The following is a 17492-nucleotide window of genomic DNA, read 5'->3' as shown; positions in this document are numbered from 1 at the left end:
TAAAATAAAATTATATGAGAAAGAGGATTAAACCGCTTGTTGTCTTTGTTTTCTTTGTTAGCTTCATTGCGATTATTTTAGGAGCGAAGCATTATTCAGAAAACAAGGAAACTAAACAGCAAAAGGACGCTATTACACAAACATCAGCTGCTTCTCAGTCAACTGATACTTCAGATTCCAATGAAGCAGACAAAGCCTATAAACCAATCATTGACTTGTCCGGCTGGCAATTGCCAAGTGATATTAACTATGACGTACTAGCAAAAAATGTTTCTGGCGCCATTATACGCGTGCATAGCGGAGCACAAGCAAAAAAAGAAAATGCAGCTACACACTTAAACGGAATTGATAAATCCTATCAACGCCACATAGAAGAATTTCAAAAACGAAATATTCCTGTCGCTGTCTATGCTTATGTGGCAGGTAGCAACAAGAAAGAAATGCAAAAAGCTGCCGAAAGTTTTTATAAAGCTGCTTCAAAATACAAACCGACCTACTACTGGCTAGATGTTGAAGAAAAAACTATGGAGAACATGAATGCTGGTGTTGAAGCTTTTCGCGCTAAGTTAGCATCATTGGGTGCTAAGAACATCGGGATTTATGTCGGAATCTATTTCCTTGAAGAACACAGTATCTCAACTAAGAAATTCACAGCTATTTGGATTCCAACTTACGGCTATAATGACGGTTATTACAACGCTGCCCCTAAGACAGACTTAAAATACGATTTACATCAATACACATCACAAGGCTCAATTGGTGGTTTTGCACATGATGTCGATCTTAATCAGCTATCTCCTTTAAAAAATCAGACAAAAACATTTAAAAAATTATTCGGTAATGGAAAATAATAACTCTGTAATAGTTTGAATCGAAAACTTTGCAGAGTTTTTCTTTTCTTCTCGTCCAGTTATCACTACTTTCTTGTTTCTAAATATGTTATAATGACTAACAAAGAAAAGTTTAGGGAGTAATGAATGATTTCTTGGCTAATCAGAATTTTTAAGGGAATTGTCATCGCGCTAGGATTTATTCTCCCTGGGGTATCTGGTGGAGTTTTAGCCACTATTTTGGGGATTTACGAGCGGATGATTTATTTTTTAGCGCATATAAAAGAGAATTTTCGTGAAAATGTACTTTATTTTTTACCTGTTGGTATTGGAATGGTTTTAGGGATTGCACTATTTTCCCTGCCAGTTGAATATCTCTTAGAGCATTATAAAATCATTGTTTTATGGGGATTTGCAGGAGCGATTATCGGTACGATTCCAAGCTTGCTAAAGGAATCTACCAGAGAATCTGATCGCGACCGAACTGATGTTATTTGGTTCGTAGCCACTTTTTTCATCTCTGGGATTTGCCTTTATTTCCTCAATAGTTTAGTCGGAACGTTACCTGCAAATTTCTTGACTTTTATTTTAGCTGGTGCCCTTATCACACTGGGAATTCTCGTTCCAGGTTTAAGTCCTTCAAATTTGCTCTTGATTTTGGGACTGTATTCCCCGATGCTAATCGGTTTTAAATCTTTAGATATTTTGGGAACCTTTTTACCAATCGGAATTGGCGGTCTCCTCGCACTTGTGATTTTTTCAAAATCCATGAATTATGCTTTGGAAAATTATCATTCTCAAGTGTACCATTTTATCATTGGGATTGTCTTATCTAGTACTGTTCTCATCTTGGTACCAAACCCTGAAAATAGCGAAAGTATTCATTATGCTAATACTTCTATCATCACCTTTGTTACTGCTGCGTTCTTCTTTGGATTAGGAACTTGGCTGGGCGCTTGGATGAGCCAATTGGAGGAAAAGTATAAATAATGGCTAAAAAAACAAAAATTAAGAAAACCTTAGTAGAACAAATTTTGACAAAAGCAAAAATTCCTCACAAAGGCATCCAAATCAATGCTTTAGAAGGACAATTGCCTGAAGGAATAGAGCGCTCACAGATTTACAAAACATTGGCTCTAACAGGCGATAAAACAGGGACAATTATTGGGATTTTGCCCATAACAGAACATCTAGCTGAAAAAAAGCTGGCCAAAATATCTGGTAACAAAAAAGTAAGCATGATTCCGCAAAAAGATTTAGAAAAGACGACTTGCTACATTCACGGAGCAAATAATCCTGTCGGCATTCGTCAAAAACACCACTTTCCTATTTACATTGACAATTCAGCTTTAACAGATGAGACTATTATTGTATCGGCTGGAGAATTAGGACACAGTATTGAAATTAACGCAGAGGATTTAGCCCATTTTGTTGAGGCGACCTTTGCAGATTTAAAAGAGGATTCAAAATAGAAAGGAAACTGTATGAAACTCTACTTCGTTCGACACGGGAAAACTCAATGGAATTTAGAAGGACGCTTTCAAGGAGCCAATGGTGATTCACCGCTGCTTGAGACTTCTATTGAAGAATTGCACTTGCTTGGAAAACACATAGCTCACATTAAATTTGACAAAATTTTTTCAAGTGATTTACCACGCGCAATGGCAACTGCACAGATTATCAATAGTGAAAATCATTTTTCACAAGTCGTTGAGCCACATGCCGAGCTACGTGAATGGCAATTAGGCTCCCTAGAAGGACAGAAAATTTCTACGATTACGGCTATCTATCCTCATCAAATGGAAGCTTTCCGTCATAATCTGGCGAAATTTAACAACTCTATTTTTGGTGCGGAATCAGTCTACAATACTACCCGACGTACAATAGACTTCATTAAATCACAAAAAGGACAATCTTATAAAAATCTTCTTTTTGTTGGTCATGGAGCGAATTTAACTGCTTCTTTACGTTTGTTACTAGGTTATGACTTTGCTCAAATTCGCCAGCAGGGCGGTCTTACAAATGGAAGTGTCACCATTCTTGAAACACAAGATTTTGAGCATTTTACACTTCTTGATTGGAACAATGTTGATCACTTAAAAACAATTGAAACCGTGAGCGTATAAAATCACGGTTTTTTCTTTATTTATAGGTGAATTTCTGCCTTATTTATGATAGAATGAGGAAGGTAAACTTTAGGAGGAAGAATATGACTACTGAACATATTGAAGAATTAAATGACCAGCAGCTGATTCGTCGTGAAAAAATGGCTGCTTTAGCAGAACAAGGTATTGACCCATTTGGTAAACGTTTTGAACGCACCGCAGATTCTGCCCAATTAAAAGAAAAATATAGTGATAAAACAAAAGAAGAGCTACATGAATTAGCAGAAACTGCTACCATTGCAGGACGACTTATGACCAAGCGCGGGAAAGGCAAAGTCGGTTTTGCTCATATCCAAGACCGTGAAGGTCAAATTCAAATCTATGTCAGAAAAGATACTGTTGGTGAAGAGAATTATCAAATTTTCAAAAAAGCGGATATTGGGGACTTCCTTGGTATTGAAGGTGAGATTATGCGCACAGATATGGGAGAGCTGTCAATCAAAGCAACTCACATCACACATCTCTCTAAAGCACTTCGTCCATTACCAGAAAAATTCCATGGACTAACAGACGTTGAAACGATTTATCGTAAGCGTTATTTGGATTTAATTTCCAATCGGGAAAGCTTTGAACGCTTCGTAACTCGCAGTCGTATCGTTTCAGAAATTCGCCGTTATCTTGATAACCAAGGATTCCTTGAAGTTGAAACACCTGTACTACATAATGAAGCTGGTGGTGCTGCTGCTCGTCCATTTATTACTCATCACAATGCGCAAAATATTGATATGGTGCTTCGTATCGCGACTGAATTGCACTTAAAACGTCTAATTGTTGGTGGTATGGAACGTGTTTATGAAATGGGACGCATTTTCCGTAATGAAGGAATGGACGCCACTCATAACCCTGAGTTCACTACAATCGAGGCTTATCAGGCTTATGCAGACTTTGAAGATATCATGGACTTGACAGAAGGAATTATCCAAAGTGCAGCAAAAGCTGTCACAGATGCTGAAAGTATTCCTTATCAAGGTACTGAAATCTTTATCGGTCGCAAATTTGCACGTAAACACATGCTAGAAGCCATTAAAGAACAAACTGGCATTGATTTCTGGAAAGATATGACTCTCGAAGAAGCGACTGCACTAGCTAAGGAACATCATGTGACGGTTGAAAAGCATTTTACAGTCGGTCATATTATCAATGCTTTCTTTGAAGATTTTGTTGAGGATACCTTGATTCAACCTACATTTATCTATGGGCATCCAGTTGAAGTCTCGCCTCTTGCTAAGAAAAATGCAGATGACCCACGCTTTACAGACCGTTTTGAACTCTTTATCGTTGGACGCGAATTTGCCAACGCCTTTACTGAGCTGAATGACCCAATCGACCAATTATCGCGTTTTGAAGCGCAAGCCAAAGCTAAGGAACTCGGAGATGACGAAGCAACCGGTATCGACTACGACTATGTAGAAGCTCTTGAATACGGTATGCCACCAACTGGCGGCCTCGGAATTGGAATTGACCGCTTGATTATGCTGTTGACAGATGTCACTTCTATCCGTGATGTATTGCTTTTCCCTACGATGAAGTAAACAATTTCTTATCAAATGAATACTGAGATAACAAAAATGACCTTGCCCCCTCGTTCAAGAGGGACAAGGTCATTTTTTAACTCTATCATAATTGAATTTTTTCGTTCAAAATTCTACTATAATCAAGAATCATTTCTTTTGCTCCATCATACGGCAAGTCATACACTACATTTGGCATATCTGCACAGGTTTAACAAGTAATCTATCATCATGTATTCCACCAATAATTTTTCCATTATAATAGATAATAAATTCTCCCATCATAGCTTTATAACTAATATTATCTAATTCAGATACTTGTTCTAAAATAAAGTCTAAGTATTCTTTGCTTGATACTTTTTTTATATCTCTTTTAATTACTAAAATTTCAATAGTCCATTTTTGTCAAACTTAAAATTTGGTCCCCATGCAACTTCCCAATAATATCCATCTAAATCAGAAAAATAGGCGTGATATCCACCCCAAAAGGTGTCTTGTGGTTCTTTTACAATTCTTCCACCAGCATTTCGTACTAATTCAATTACACTATCAACATCTTCTTTTTGTTCAACATTGTACGCTAATGTAATTCCAGAAAATCCATTTCTCTTTAGTGGGTTATTTTCATCAATATCTTTTGCCAATTGTTCTAAAGGAAATAGTTCAAATTTTGTTCCTGGAGTATTGAAAAAATATACTGGCGGATTATTTTCTTTACAGTCAGTCTTATATCCTAAACCATCTCTGTAAAACTTTATTGACTTTTCCATATCGCTAACACCCAAACAAATACAAGTAATCTTATTCATTACTACCTCCATAATTTCCAATTAACTTTCATCTAATAAATTAAGATTTGTCTTTCTCATCTGGCTTTCGCAGGTTTCTTTTCCGGAAGTTCAGCATACATACCATCCAGAAGTTCCAGAATTAGAGCCTTATCATCAAAACTATCAAATACATGCATCAAGGTTTTTGAACCTTCATACGGATAACGCAGTTCGGAATCTGCAAGCAGTCTGTCCGATGTCGGCGTTCTCTTTAAAAACAGTTCATTATTGCAAATGTCACCTATCAGCTTACCATTAAAATATATAAGGTATCCGCCCATCATAGATTTTATGACAATATCGCCGGATTTAGAAAAACTATCGCGAACATATTCATTAATTTCATTCACCTTGATTATCCCCCTCCAAATTCCAATCTATCTATATCGCCCTAATCTTATCATTTATCAATTTGATAAACGCTATCACTGTTTCTCCTATCATCGGAAGCCCGTAAGGACTAAATAGGAAGCCGATAATCAATCCTGATATGCCTATTCCGACTTCTCCTTGATTGAAAGAAGCTAATACTCCAAATATGCAACATCATAACGATATACAACAACGCCGTTCCTATGCCAAGCAAGAATGTCAGAAAAGTTGTCAAAATTGATAAGATAAGACTAATTTACCATATTTAAAGTAAGTTAAAAAGCACGATCACAGCGCTCGTATCTATTTTAATATCTTCCTATAAATTTTTCTTTTGCAATTTTAGTATATCGTTTAATAAACTTACACTTTGCATCAGTGTAGGCGTCTCTATCATGTTCAAATTTCTTCCATAAGTTCAGCTTTAAATGTTCATATTCTTTCGCTACATTATGATTCTCACGTAAGTAATCTCTGAGGTACAGTTCATCGTTATCTCCGACAACTCTAATGTGAAGATGAAAGACTTTTTCTGCAAAACCTTGCTCCGTGTATCCTTTATTTAATGGGATTCGTCGTGTACTTTGACTCATGCATAACCAATTATTTTCAACAAGAATATTTTTCACTATTTCTAGTTCTTCTGCTAATCGAACCTCAAATAATATATCTACTATATTCTTTGCCCATATATTTTGAACCGCAGTACTACCAATATGAGATATTCTTACTATATATTTAGCTGGTATCAGGGACAAAATAGCAGTTGCTTCCTCATCATACCAATCCGCCCATTCTTTATTATGTTTTACAAGAAATATGGGAAACAACTGCCATAATTCTTCTAAACTCATGTCTTCTAATTTTTTACTCAATCTGTCCTCCACTAGTTTGCATTTATTTCTCACATTTATTATCATTATAACATTTTCAATGTGCATCAGGCGTTTATTATTTCTGATTAAAACTTTTAGCTATCACTACACGAAAAAACAAGTCCAATCTAATCGGACTTGTTTCTTTTTATTTTTATAAGGAGTTTACATAACGATCGACTGCTAGGATAGCACCCGCAATATCAGATGCTGAAATCTTAAACGGCATCTGATGAATGGTTTCACCTTCAATAGTAGCTTGCTTACCAACCTTGAGCAAATCATCATAGCTGGCATTTTCTAAATGCATTTCTGCCAAAGTCGTAGGCATACCAATTTTCTGATAGAAACGAATATATTTTTCCAATTCCTCTTTTGGACGGTTTTCAAGAAAGAGCTGTGTTAGCGTTCCATAAGCTACTTTTTCTCCATGAGTCAGATGATGAATATCACCAGTCAGAGCTGTAAATCCATTATGAATGGCATGAGCCGCAGCCAATCCACCACTTTCAAAACCAACACCGCTGAGAAGCGTATTAGCCTCAATGATATGCTCAAGGGCTGGTGTTACCACCTGCGCCTCACAAGCAGCCAGTGCTTGTAAACCATCTGCAAAAAGAGTTTCTTCACATTTTTGGGCAATAGCTGCGCCTGCTAAAGTCTGTCTTTGTCCTAGCATGGTCTCTCCATTTGCCTGCATAACCGCACGCGCTTCAACCCAAGTCGCTAAACCATCTGCAATTCCAGAAGCTAACAAGCGCTTTGGAGCTTGAGCAATGACCTTTGAATCTACCAGGACAAGATCTGGGTTCTTGGTGTAAAAAATATATTTCTCAAATGCTCCTTCCTCAGTATAAATTACTGAAAGAGCTGATGTTGGTGCATCTGTTGAAGCAATAGTCGGTGCAATTACGACGGGACTTCCCAATAAATCTGCAATTGCCTTAGCACTGTCAATTGTTTTTCCACCGCCAAGACCAATCACTAGATCGGCTCCATCTTTTTCAGCTAAAGCGACTACCCGATTGATTTCATTATCCGAAGCTTCACCATTAAAACTAACATGCAGCACATGAAGACCATATCGAGTTAGATAAGCCTGAAATTTCTCTCCAACAATCTGGTAGACGACATCATCACAAAGCAACACAGGGCGACTACCTAATTTGAGGATTTGACTGGCATTTTCAAAGAGGGCATTTTCACCCTGAATATAACGAGACGGACTTGCAAAAATGTTCATAAGACACCTCTTTTTCTTTAATGAAACAGCTCTAAAAGCTTTTCTAACTTCTTAACAACTTTTTAGATTTTTAGAATGCCTCAAAGCTATTGGAATAATTTTTATAACTAGTTTAAATAAACTCTTGATGGTGAATCACTGCCCAGTCGGTAGCGAAATCATCCACTGCCTTTGAGATAGACGGTACAGCAAAAGCTGATTCAAAGACATCTGCACCTGCTGTAATAGCATGGGCACCATCAGCAAAAGCCTTGTCGACTTGTCCTACATTTTTAAAGGAAGCTGCTAAAATTTTGCTAGATGAACCTTCTTTCGCAATCGCATCCGCCAATTGGCCAATAACTGCATCTGAATCAATGTTCAAATTTTCCATACGGTTATAATAAGGAGCTAAATAATCTGCACCTGCTTGAATGGCTAACAAACCTTGGAAAATAGTATAAATAGCAGTTGCCGTAATCTTGTAACCTTCTGCTTTTAAAACTTTTATAGCGGCTAAACCTTCAGGGGTTACAGGTACTTTGACAAACACATTTCCACTACAATGCTTGCGAATTTCAGCTGCATCTTTTAAAATTCCCTGATAGTCTTTGGCAACAACCTGAATATGAATGGAAGGAGCTTCCCCAATAATTTCTCTAACTTCTTGGATACGTTTAAAGAAATCAATCTCTCCCTCTTTTTTAGCGATGGTCGGGTTAGAAGTCACTCCTGCCAAGGGGAGAACTTGCGACCATTTTTTTATTTCTTCTACATTTAATGTATCAAGCATGAATTCCATAAACTGGACCTCTTTTATAATGTGTGTTCTGTACGTCCGATAATATCATCTTGTGTTGCTTTTGAGAGTACATTGAAGAATGCCGAATATCCTGCAACACGCACAATCAAATCACGGTGTTTTTCAGGATGCTTTTGCGCATCAATCAAGGTTTCTCTAGAAACAACATTGTATTGAATATGATAACCGTGCAAACGGTTAAAGAACGTACGAAGTAAAGCAATCAATTTAATTTTATCTTCTTCCTTAGACAGGGTCTGAGGATTCACTTTTTGATTGAGCAGAACGCCCCCAACGATTTCATCTGTCGGCAATTTAGAAACAGATTTCAATACAGAAGTCGGACCATTCTTGTCCATATTGTGAGATGGAGAACAGCCTTCAGCGAGCGGTGTCCCTGCATTGCGGCCATCTGGTGTCGCCAAAGTACCGCGACCTTGACCAACATTGGCTGAAATAGAAGATGTTCCTGAGTAGCGGATACCACCAATTGGACCGCGTCCATAACGGGTATTTGGATATTTAGCGATTTCATCCACATAAATATCGTAAGCATCAGTCACCAGCTTATCCGCATAATCATCATCATTACCATATTTCGGTGCATCATGAATCAACATCTCTTGAATTTCCTTGCCACGCTCACCTGCATAGTCCGTTTCAAGCGCATGCCAGAGTTCAGCTGGAGTCAGTTTTCCTTCTTCAAAGACTAGCTTCTTGATTGCTGCTAGTGAGTCTGATAGATTGGCAATACCGACTTGGAGACCAGAAATATAGTCATAGACAGCTCCCCCCTCTTTCAAATGCTTACCGCGTCCGATACAATCATCTGTCAAAGCTGAGCAGAGGATATCCGGCACTTCTCTTTCAAGAGACAGGTCGATAGAATTTTCCACGATGACACTCATACGAGTCAAGTGGCGCAAAGTCTTGTCCCAAGCCGTTTGCAGCTCAGCAAAACTCTTCATGTCTTTAAAATGACCGAAGCTTGGTGCAAAACGCTTGCCAGATGCGGGATCAATTCCATCGTTCATCGTGATGAGAAGCACTTTAGGGAAGTTCATGTAGCTCATACCCGTACAACGGTAGCCCCATTTACCAGGCACGGCAGTTTCCACACAACCGATGGCACTATAGTCGTATGCATCTTCTTCCAAAACGCCTTTTGCGATAAAGGATGGGATGATAATCTCGTCATTATTGAAAGCAGGCATTCCAAAACCTAGTTTCATAACTTCTATGCATTCGCTCATAAAACGAGCATCTAGACCAGCATGGTAGCGAACTGTTAAGTTCGGCTGTGGCAAATGCGTCTGTGCAACAGATCTCAAAATCAGATATGAAAGGGGATTTACAGCATCTTTCTTATCACGTGTTTGTCCACCAATTGTCACATTTTGATACAAAGGACTACCAGCAGATGAGAAAGTATGAGCCTGACTGCGTACTTTATTGATCGTAATCGTCTTAATCCACAGATTGGTTAAACGTTCCACAATACTAGCTTCTGTCTCACGACCAGCTTCCAAGTCTGCCTTGACATAAGGGTACATGTACTGATCAAAGCGGCCATAAGAGAGCGAATGTCCGTTAGACTCAATCTGGAGGATACACTGGATAAACCAAACAGATTGAACAGCTTCAGCAAATGTTGATGCTGGCTCATACGGTACTTTAGAACAGATTCTAGCAATTTCTAATAGTTCCTGACGGCGTTTAGGCTCTTCTGCTTTTTCAGCTAATTGATTAGCCAAGACGGCAAAACGATCCGCATAAGCTTTCACAGCATCCACTACAATGAAAATTGAATCATAGAAATGATATTTATCAATACTAGCCGGATCTGTTAAATCCAAGGCCTCCTTAGCTGCCCGAGCTTTTTCCTCAAAACCTTTCAAACCATATTGAAGCAATTTTTGATAGTTGACTGCCAAGTGAGCATCACCAGAGTTCATCTTTCCTTCCATGCCAAAGAAGCCAGTTTCCATATAAACCTGAACTTCTTCTGGAAGTAAAGCCCCAGCTCTAGCACGGAGGTTATTGTTTTCCCAGAAGGGAGCGATGCTCCGGATTTGTTCTTTGGTTTCCTCTGTAATATAGAAAACATCACCGTCGCGCTTTTCAAAAAGATCTAATTCATTGAGTACAAATTCTAAAGTATACTCTGGGAAAATAGGTGCATCTTTATTAGATGAAGCCTGATTTCCAACAATCATGGTCTCATCTTCAATATAAAGCGTCATATTTTCCAAAATTTCCTTAAGCATATAAGCACGCTTCAGAACATTTGGCTTTTCTTTATGCTCTTGATAAGCTCTTGTTGCAAGAACAGCACGTTCAGCATCAATATAAGGTTTCTTGTCCAGCACATCTTCCCGATACTTGTTCATTCGGTCCGTTAAACTACCAAAATAATTCGTTTGTATCGTCGTTTTTTCTATTTCTTTTACATTAGTCATCACAGCACAACCTTTCTTATGAAATTATTTTTATTTCTTTCGTAACTATTGTAGCATGCAAGATGCAAAAATTCAATCATTTATAATTAATTATCAAATTAAAGATTTTTTGCACATTTGTGCTCAATCAACGTTAAAATAATTTCTTTACAGTGATACAATGTAGTTTATCCTTCCGCTTTCAGTTCATTACTGTAAGCAAGATTGTCTTGGAATTTAAAGAATGGGAAATAGATGAGAGTGGACATAGCTAAAATGACAACTTGGATGAGAGCACCTTGCCATCCTGCCACTAAGAAACCAGAAATAATAGCTGGTGTACTCCATGGCAAGGTCACCCCTGAAAATGGCTGCATAAAGCCAATTGCTATAGAGCCATAAACAATTACAGCCGCTAAAACAGGTACAAGAATAAAAGGCAAGAACATGACGGGATTCATAACAATTGGGAATCCAAAGACAATCGGTTCATTGACATTAAAGATTGCTGGAAAAGCAGCAACCTTTCCTAGTGCTTTATATTGCTTAGACTTAGCTGCAAAGAGCATGGCTACCACCAAACCAAAAGTAATACCAGAACCAGACAAAATAAGGAAACTATCCAAGAATTGCTGAGTGACAATGTGAGCACCTTTTCCAACAGATAACTTTCCAGCAGCAAGCAAGGCTTTATTAGCATCCAGATTTGAAAGTAAGAGAGCGGTCACTACACCATTGACAACAGATTGTCCGTGTACACCAAACCACCATAGGAAAGAGATGAAAAAGGCAATACCGATTGCACCGTAAAGGGAACCAGTCAATCCTTGCAGCGGTACTTGAATCACACCGTAAATCATTTCGATAAAAGTACCACCCTTTGTCAGCATTTTAGCAAGAATATAGACTACCATGGAAAGGAAGAATATCACAAAAGCTGGAATCATAGCCTCAAATTGCTTGGCGATCGCTTGAGGAACTTGCTCTGGCATCTTAATAACAATATGTTTTTGAATAAACATGGTATAGATACTACCGACAACCAAACCAATAATAATGGCTCCAATAATCCCCTGACCGCCAAACCAAATCTTGGCAATCGCGTCTGTAATTGCTTCACCTTTTTCTGGAATATAAGAAGATTTTAAAAGAATGAAGAAAGAAGACACAGATAACACACCTGCCGGCAGAGGCTCTACACCACTATTTTTAGCATAAGAATATCCTATAGAAAAGCAGGAAATCAAACCCATAATCGCAAAAGTTCCCGAGTAAACCTGCATAAATGGCTCAGTCCAATTTTTCCCAAAAATACCTGCAATTGCTTGATTGAGTCCTTCAAATGGTAACTGTCCTACAATCAGAAAGATACTTCCAACAACTGTCAAGGGGAGAATTGCCAACATGCCATCCTTTAAGGCAATTATACCGCGCATATTAACAAATTTCATAATTGGCGCAATAATTTTTTGAGTATCTACTTTAGCCATAACTAAGCTCCTTATTTTTGTTCCAAAAGTCCCAAAGCGAGATTCAATACTTTTTTACCATCTAGCATGCCATAGTCCGCCATTGGAATGACCGCAATTGGAATATGGTTCTCTTCGCAAATGGCAGCTGACTTATCCAAAGTATAAGCTACTTGTGGTCCTAACAAAGCAACATCCAGGTTTGGTGCATAATCTGCTAACTTGGCCTGAGAATAAGCATCAATCTCAACCTCTAAACCAGCTTCTTTCGCAGCTATTTTCATATTATTGACCAACATTCCTGTTGAAAAACCTGCTGCACAAAACAGCCCAATTTTAATCATATCTTCATCCTCCTGATGATTTATTTTTTCACTTGTAATTCTTTTCTCAAGTCAATGATTTCCTTGATAAGATTAATTTCTGTAATACTGGTCATCAAATGATCCTGAGAGTGGACAAACAAAGCTGTGATTTCTGTCTTTGTTCCCCCTGCTTCCTGTGCCAAAAACTCGGTTTGTAGATTATGAGCTTCTAACAATGCCTGATCTGCCAATTTCAAATGCTCATCACATTTTTCAAATTCACCATTTTTTGCCAATGATAAAGCTTGGTAAATATGCTGTTTGGCATCCCCAGCATGCAAGATTAACCCCATAATGATTTGATCAGCTACAATCACTTCCATATTTAACGTTACTCCTATTTTTATTTACAAAATATATCTTTCTTTTATTTGAAAGCGTTTTATTTTTGTTTGTAACTCAAATTTATCATCTTTCTCTTATTCCGTCAATATATCACTGAACAAATTCTCTTTTTTTATATTTATCGCACATTTGTGCTTATCAAGTGAAATAAAAAAGGTCAGAATCATTATTCTTGACCTTTTGAAGATGAAATAACGAGGAAAAGGAGAATTTTTATAAACCACTAATTAACTGCACTATTATCCAATTCCAACACTTTTAAAATAGTTGCTTCATCTGTAACTAAATGGTTGACATACCCAGCACGTAAAACCGCCAAAATAGCGGCAGCTTTTTGACGACCATAGGCAAAAGCCAGACTGTTAGGAACTGTTTTTAAATAATCTAAAGAAATAGCAACTGTTCGATTTTGCAACTGTTCATCAACCAACTCACCATTTTCATCAAAAAAGCGGCAACAAATTTCTCCGACAGCTCCTTCATTTTCCACTGTACGAAAATCTTCAACCGTCAGCATATCCAACCACTGCCGATTCTTTTCATCCACTTGTCCACCAATACCAACAACAACCACATCTAGTTCTTGCCAACTTCTTTTTAAGTCCTCAAAATATTTAGAAGACAAAATTCCTTTTGCTAAGATCTCGTCTTCCTGTATAATCGTCGCATTCATAAAGCGACAATCCCCATGGTATTTATTAGCCATACTGTAAATGAGGGTATTAACATGATAACGAGCATGAATATGGCTAGGTCCGCCAGCCAATGGAAAAAAATGCACATTATTCAAGTGCCGACTGCCCGAGTGTTCTACCAAGAGACTAAGACTCTTTCCCCATGAAAATCCAACTTTAGCATTGTCATCAATCATCCCCCGAAGCATTCCTGCCGCTGATTGAGCTAACCGCTGCTCCAAATCAGAAGGTGAATCATCCACTTGATTTGCTACGATTTCAAGTCCTTTTAACCCATACTTCTCTTTCACTACATTTTCTAAATGAAACAAACGCGTATCAAAGGCTTCAATCTCGATTTTGACAATGCCTTCCTTTTTAGCTTCAGCCAGCATACGACTCACAGTTGTCCGATAAATCCCTGTCTCTGCTGCAATTTCTGCCTGACTTTTCTCCTCTACATAATAAAGATAAGCAATCTTAGCTAATAGCCTTTTTCTTTCACTTTTCATCTTATCTCCCTCTACTTATCAGACTAGAGTCAATTTGATATTGGCTGCTTTTAGGCGTTGAACCGCGGCTGTCGGAATAGCTTGATCCGTTACCACCTGCGAAACCTGTTTCAAACCAAAACGCTTGACAGTCCCTCTTTTGTCAAATTTACTCGAATCTGTTAACACAATCATTTTGTCAGATGCTTCCGACATATATTGCACCACTTCGCTACGCATTAAATCTTTACCTGTAAAACCAAGCTCTTCATCATAGCCATCCGTCCCTACAAAAGCATGTTCTACATGGAAAAATTGAATCATTTCCTTAAGCAAAGGACCGACCGTAACTTGCGAATCATTCTGAAATTCACCGCCTAGTAAGATAATCTTACAAGAATCTACTTTTCTCACATAGTCTGCGATAAAATAAGAATTTGTAATAATTTTCACATTCTTCTTAGTACGACAGATTTCTTCAGCCAACAGAGCACAAGTTGAACCAGATTCAATGATAATCGTTTCATTGTCTGCAACAATTTTTGCCGCTTCTTGTGCTATCTTTCGCTTGGTATCATAATGAAAAGAAAGCCGGACATTCAAGTCATCACCACTATTTAAGACCGCATAACCGTGCTCCCGATGAAGCAAGCCTTTCATTTCCAGCTTATCCAAATCTTTCCGAATCGTTACTTTAGAGACTTTTAATTTATCAGATAAAGTATTAACATCAATTTTTTCAAACTCCGAAACGAGCTTAACGATTTCATCTAAACGTTCCATTTTATTCACCTCATTCTTTATTTTAACAGAATTTAAGGAATAAATAAAATAAAAAATAGTTTCATTCGTAATTGTTTTTCTTTCGTTTGTTTGATATAATAAAAGAAAATAAGCAAGAAAAGAGTGTACATCATGAGTGCAGAAAAAGGAATCATCTTTAATATTCAACATTTTAGTATTCACGACGGACCAGGAATTCGGACAACTGTTTTTCTAAAAGGCTGTCCCTTACGCTGTCCTTGGTGTGCCAATCCAGAATCTCAGAAATTTAAACCTGAGCCCATGTTAGACGCTTCTAGCAAAAAGACTATCACCATGGGAGAGGAAAAAAGCGTTGAAGAGATTATCAAAGAAGTTCTCAAAGATAGAGAATTTTATGAAGAATCAGGTGGGGGCCTGACTTTGTCTGGTGGAGAAATCTTTGCTCAGTTTGAATTTGCCAAAGCAATCCTTAAAGCTGCCAAAGAAAAAGGTATCCATACAGCAATTGAAACGACAGCCTTTGTAGATCATAACAAATTCGTTGATTTGCTCCAGTATGTAGATTTTATCTATACTGACTTAAAGCATTATAACACCATCAATCACCGCAAAGTCACAGGGGTCAAAAATGAACTAATTATCAAAAATATTCATTATGCTTTTTCGCAACAAAAAACCATTGTCCTGCGTATTCCTGTTATCCCTAGCTTTAATGACTCTCTAGAAGATGCCGAACAATTTGCTGTTTTATTTAAAAAATTATCTATTGACCAAGTACAACTCTTACCTTTTCATCAATTCGGTGAAAATAAATATAAATTACTAAAACGTTCTTATGAAATGGAAAATGTGCAAGCTCTACATCCGGAAGACCTCTATGATTATCAGCAAGTTTTTCTTGATTATGAAATCAACTGTTATTTTTAGCTCCTCTTTTTCTCCAAAAAACAATCCATTTCTTACGAAATGGATTATTTTTTTATCTTTTCTTGGGCGGATGCAACGACATCTGCCAGACTGGTCTTGTTCAGTTCTTTTTCCATTGCTGCTTGAATTTCCGCCAATTTATCATCTAAAACAAAATGAATATTTCTGCCAATGGGACAAGATGGATTGGGATGTTCATGAAAGCTAAAGAGTTGCCCAGATTTGCCTAGACTTTCTACTGCTTGATAGACATCTAAAAGGGTAATGTCTTTTAAATCTTTCCTGATGATAGCTCCGCCCGTTCCACGCGCAACGGAAATCAAGCCTGCGCTTTTCAACTGTGATAATGTCTTGCGAATAATGACAGGATTTACTCCAACGCTATCAGCTAAAAAATCACTAGTTACCTTATGTTCTTGACATTCTAGTGCTATAACAGTCAGCATGTGCGTGGCAATGGTGAAACGACTCGAAATTTGCATGTAAAACTCCTTTCATTTGCTGATTCTATTACTAGTATACTTTATTTATGTTGTAACTTCAAGTGTTACTTCTTAAAAACTCCTTGAGATGTGCAACATAATCTTCTCGCTCACTAATCGCCCGAAGTAAATCATGATTATGCGTATGATGAATTCCATTGACTAAACTTTCGTAATACACTTCATAATAAGGCAACTTCAATATTCTCGCCATTTCCAGTTCTTTATTTACATCATAAGCGACTCGCCTAAAGTCAACATCCGCTAAACCTTGTTCATCAATTTTTAAAATAGCATACTGAGCTCGCAGATCCTTTCGCAAACAAGCATCTAGAAAGAACGGCTGACCGATAGATCCTGGATTGATAATCATCTGCCCACCCGTCGCATAACGAAGAAATTGCTGATGGATATGCCCATAAATGGCAATGGCACAATTGTTACCTTCAAACAGGCGATCAAAGTTCTCTTGTTGACCAATATGAATCAACTCTCGTCCCCAATTTTTATCTGGCAAATGATGAGTCACAGCGATTTCTAAATCGCCAACTTTGGTCAAACGCTGCAAAGGCAATTCATGCAATCGATTCAGTTCCTCAGGTGTGACTTCTTCCAAAAGATACTGGCACATACAAACCATATATAAATGACTAGGGCGACTGATATCTAATTTCCCATGAAGAGCATTCCAAATGCTATCTTCCCAATTTCCCCGCACTTGAAGACTAATCGGTAAAGTAGCCATTAAGTCAAGAATCTTCCTTCGACCCGTTCCCGGTGCCAATAAATCTCCCAAAAACCAGTAATCGGTCACCTGTTCCTTTTTGGCATCTGCTAACACAGCTTCTAAAGCTGTCGTATTCCCGTGAATATCTGATAATAAAGCAATTTTTCGTTTCATTGTATCGTTTCGTCTGTCCTTTATAAAA

Annotated in this window: 19 protein-coding genes and 2 pseudogenes; 6 read left to right on the top strand and 15 right to left on the bottom strand. The window is 37.8% G+C overall.

Annotation, left to right across the window (positions count from 1 at the left end):
- Positions 1-14: 14 nt before the first annotated feature.
- The 5 genes from ANG_RS04295 to lysS all read left to right on the top strand — a co-directional run bounded on the left by ANG_RS04295 (position 15) and on the right by lysS (position 4527).
- Positions 15-851, top strand: a complete 837-nt coding sequence (locus ANG_RS04295; RefSeq protein ID WP_003036040.1) for a glycoside hydrolase family 25 protein — start codon at positions 15-17, stop codon at positions 849-851.
- Positions 852-977: 126 nt separating this feature from the next.
- Positions 978-1820 carry a DUF368 domain-containing protein gene (locus tag ANG_RS04290; RefSeq protein ID WP_003036067.1) on the top strand — a complete coding sequence of 281 codons (843 nt, stop codon included), beginning with the start codon at positions 978-980 and terminating at the stop codon, positions 1818-1820.
- Positions 1820-2302 carry an aminoacyl-tRNA deacylase gene (locus ANG_RS04285; RefSeq protein ID WP_003036237.1) on the top strand — a complete coding sequence of 161 codons (483 nt, stop codon included), beginning with the start codon at positions 1820-1822 and terminating at the stop codon, positions 2300-2302. Before ANG_RS04290 ends, ANG_RS04285 begins: the two co-directional genes overlap by 1 nt.
- Positions 2303-2314: 12 nt before the next feature.
- Positions 2315-2956: a histidine phosphatase family protein gene (locus ANG_RS04280; RefSeq protein WP_003035997.1), complete on the top strand. Its 642-nt coding sequence runs from the start codon at positions 2315-2317 to the stop codon at positions 2954-2956.
- A gap of 83 nt (positions 2957-3039) precedes the next feature.
- Entirely contained in the window at positions 3040-4527 is a 1488-nt protein-coding gene (gene lysS, locus ANG_RS04275) for a lysine--tRNA ligase (protein WP_003036259.1), read from the top strand.
- A gap of 124 nt (positions 4528-4651) precedes the next feature.
- Here lysS and ANG_RS11680 read toward each other — a convergent pair.
- The 13 genes and pseudogenes from ANG_RS11680 to ANG_RS04220 all read right to left on the bottom strand — a co-directional run.
- Positions 4652-4872, bottom strand: a pseudogene (locus tag ANG_RS11680) (TfoX/Sxy family protein); the annotation flags it as partial.
- 14 nt (positions 4873-4886) lie between these two features.
- Positions 4887-5315, bottom strand: coding sequence for a VOC family protein (locus ANG_RS04270; RefSeq protein ID WP_003036240.1), 429 nt, complete (start codon positions 5313-5315; stop codon positions 4887-4889).
- 56 nt (positions 5316-5371) lie between these two features.
- Positions 5372-5686 carry a TfoX/Sxy family protein gene (locus ANG_RS04265; protein ID WP_025271694.1) on the bottom strand — a complete coding sequence of 105 codons (315 nt, stop codon included), beginning with the start codon at positions 5684-5686 and terminating at the stop codon, positions 5372-5374.
- Between the two features lie 31 nt (positions 5687-5717).
- Positions 5718-5964, bottom strand: a pseudogene (locus tag ANG_RS11245) (CD1845 family protein).
- 52 nt (positions 5965-6016) lie between these two features.
- On the bottom strand, positions 6017-6583 hold the full coding sequence (locus tag ANG_RS04260) for a GrpB family protein (protein ID WP_025271693.1): 567 nt from the start codon (positions 6581-6583) through the stop codon (positions 6017-6019).
- 154 nt (positions 6584-6737) lie between these two features.
- The gene (locus ANG_RS04255; protein WP_003036129.1) at positions 6738-7826 is read right to left on the bottom strand and encodes a glycerol dehydrogenase; all 1089 of its coding nucleotides are present in this window, start codon (positions 7824-7826) and stop codon (positions 6738-6740) included.
- A gap of 112 nt (positions 7827-7938) precedes the next feature.
- Positions 7939-8607 carry a fructose-6-phosphate aldolase gene (locus tag ANG_RS04250; protein WP_025271692.1) on the bottom strand — a complete coding sequence of 223 codons (669 nt, stop codon included), beginning with the start codon at positions 8605-8607 and terminating at the stop codon, positions 7939-7941.
- Between the two features lie 14 nt (positions 8608-8621).
- On the bottom strand, positions 8622-11066 hold the full coding sequence (locus ANG_RS04245) for a glycyl radical protein (protein WP_003036273.1): 2445 nt from the start codon (positions 11064-11066) through the stop codon (positions 8622-8624).
- A gap of 167 nt (positions 11067-11233) precedes the next feature.
- Entirely contained in the window at positions 11234-12535 is a 1302-nt protein-coding gene (locus ANG_RS04240) for a PTS sugar transporter subunit IIC (RefSeq protein WP_003035961.1), read from the bottom strand.
- Between the two features lie 11 nt (positions 12536-12546).
- Positions 12547-12858: a PTS sugar transporter subunit IIB gene (locus ANG_RS04235; protein ID WP_003036028.1), complete on the bottom strand. Its 312-nt coding sequence runs from the start codon at positions 12856-12858 to the stop codon at positions 12547-12549.
- 20 nt (positions 12859-12878) lie between these two features.
- Entirely contained in the window at positions 12879-13202 is a 324-nt protein-coding gene (locus ANG_RS04230) for a PTS lactose/cellobiose transporter subunit IIA (RefSeq protein WP_003036210.1), read from the bottom strand.
- 245 nt (positions 13203-13447) lie between these two features.
- The gene (locus tag ANG_RS04225; protein WP_003036043.1) at positions 13448-14410 is read right to left on the bottom strand and encodes a sugar-binding transcriptional regulator; all 963 of its coding nucleotides are present in this window, start codon (positions 14408-14410) and stop codon (positions 13448-13450) included.
- An 18-nt stretch (positions 14411-14428) separates the two neighbouring features.
- On the bottom strand, positions 14429-15172 hold the full coding sequence (locus ANG_RS04220) for a DeoR/GlpR family DNA-binding transcription regulator (RefSeq protein ID WP_003028982.1): 744 nt from the start codon (positions 15170-15172) through the stop codon (positions 14429-14431).
- Positions 15173-15304: 132 nt separating this feature from the next.
- Between ANG_RS04220 and ANG_RS04215 the strand changes: the two genes are divergently transcribed.
- Complete coding sequence (locus tag ANG_RS04215; protein ID WP_003035913.1) at positions 15305-16081, top strand: glycyl-radical enzyme activating protein; 777 nt, start codon at positions 15305-15307, stop codon at positions 16079-16081.
- A 44-nt stretch (positions 16082-16125) separates the two neighbouring features.
- On the opposite strand, the gene ANG_RS04210 is transcribed toward ANG_RS04215, so the two are convergent.
- Both ANG_RS04210 and ANG_RS04205 read right to left on the bottom strand, forming a co-directional pair.
- Positions 16126-16563 carry an Rrf2 family transcriptional regulator gene (locus ANG_RS04210; protein ID WP_003036055.1) on the bottom strand — a complete coding sequence of 146 codons (438 nt, stop codon included), beginning with the start codon at positions 16561-16563 and terminating at the stop codon, positions 16126-16128.
- 58 nt (positions 16564-16621) lie between these two features.
- Entirely contained in the window at positions 16622-17464 is an 843-nt protein-coding gene (locus ANG_RS04205) for a metallophosphoesterase family protein (RefSeq protein ID WP_003036103.1), read from the bottom strand.
- Positions 17465-17492 lie beyond the last annotated feature (28 nt).

This window comes from Streptococcus anginosus subsp. whileyi MAS624 (assembly GCF_000478925.1).
GTDB classification, from domain to species: Bacteria; Bacillota; Bacilli; order Lactobacillales; family Streptococcaceae; genus Streptococcus; species Streptococcus whileyi.
This window is presented reverse-complemented; position numbering and strand designations above follow the sequence as displayed.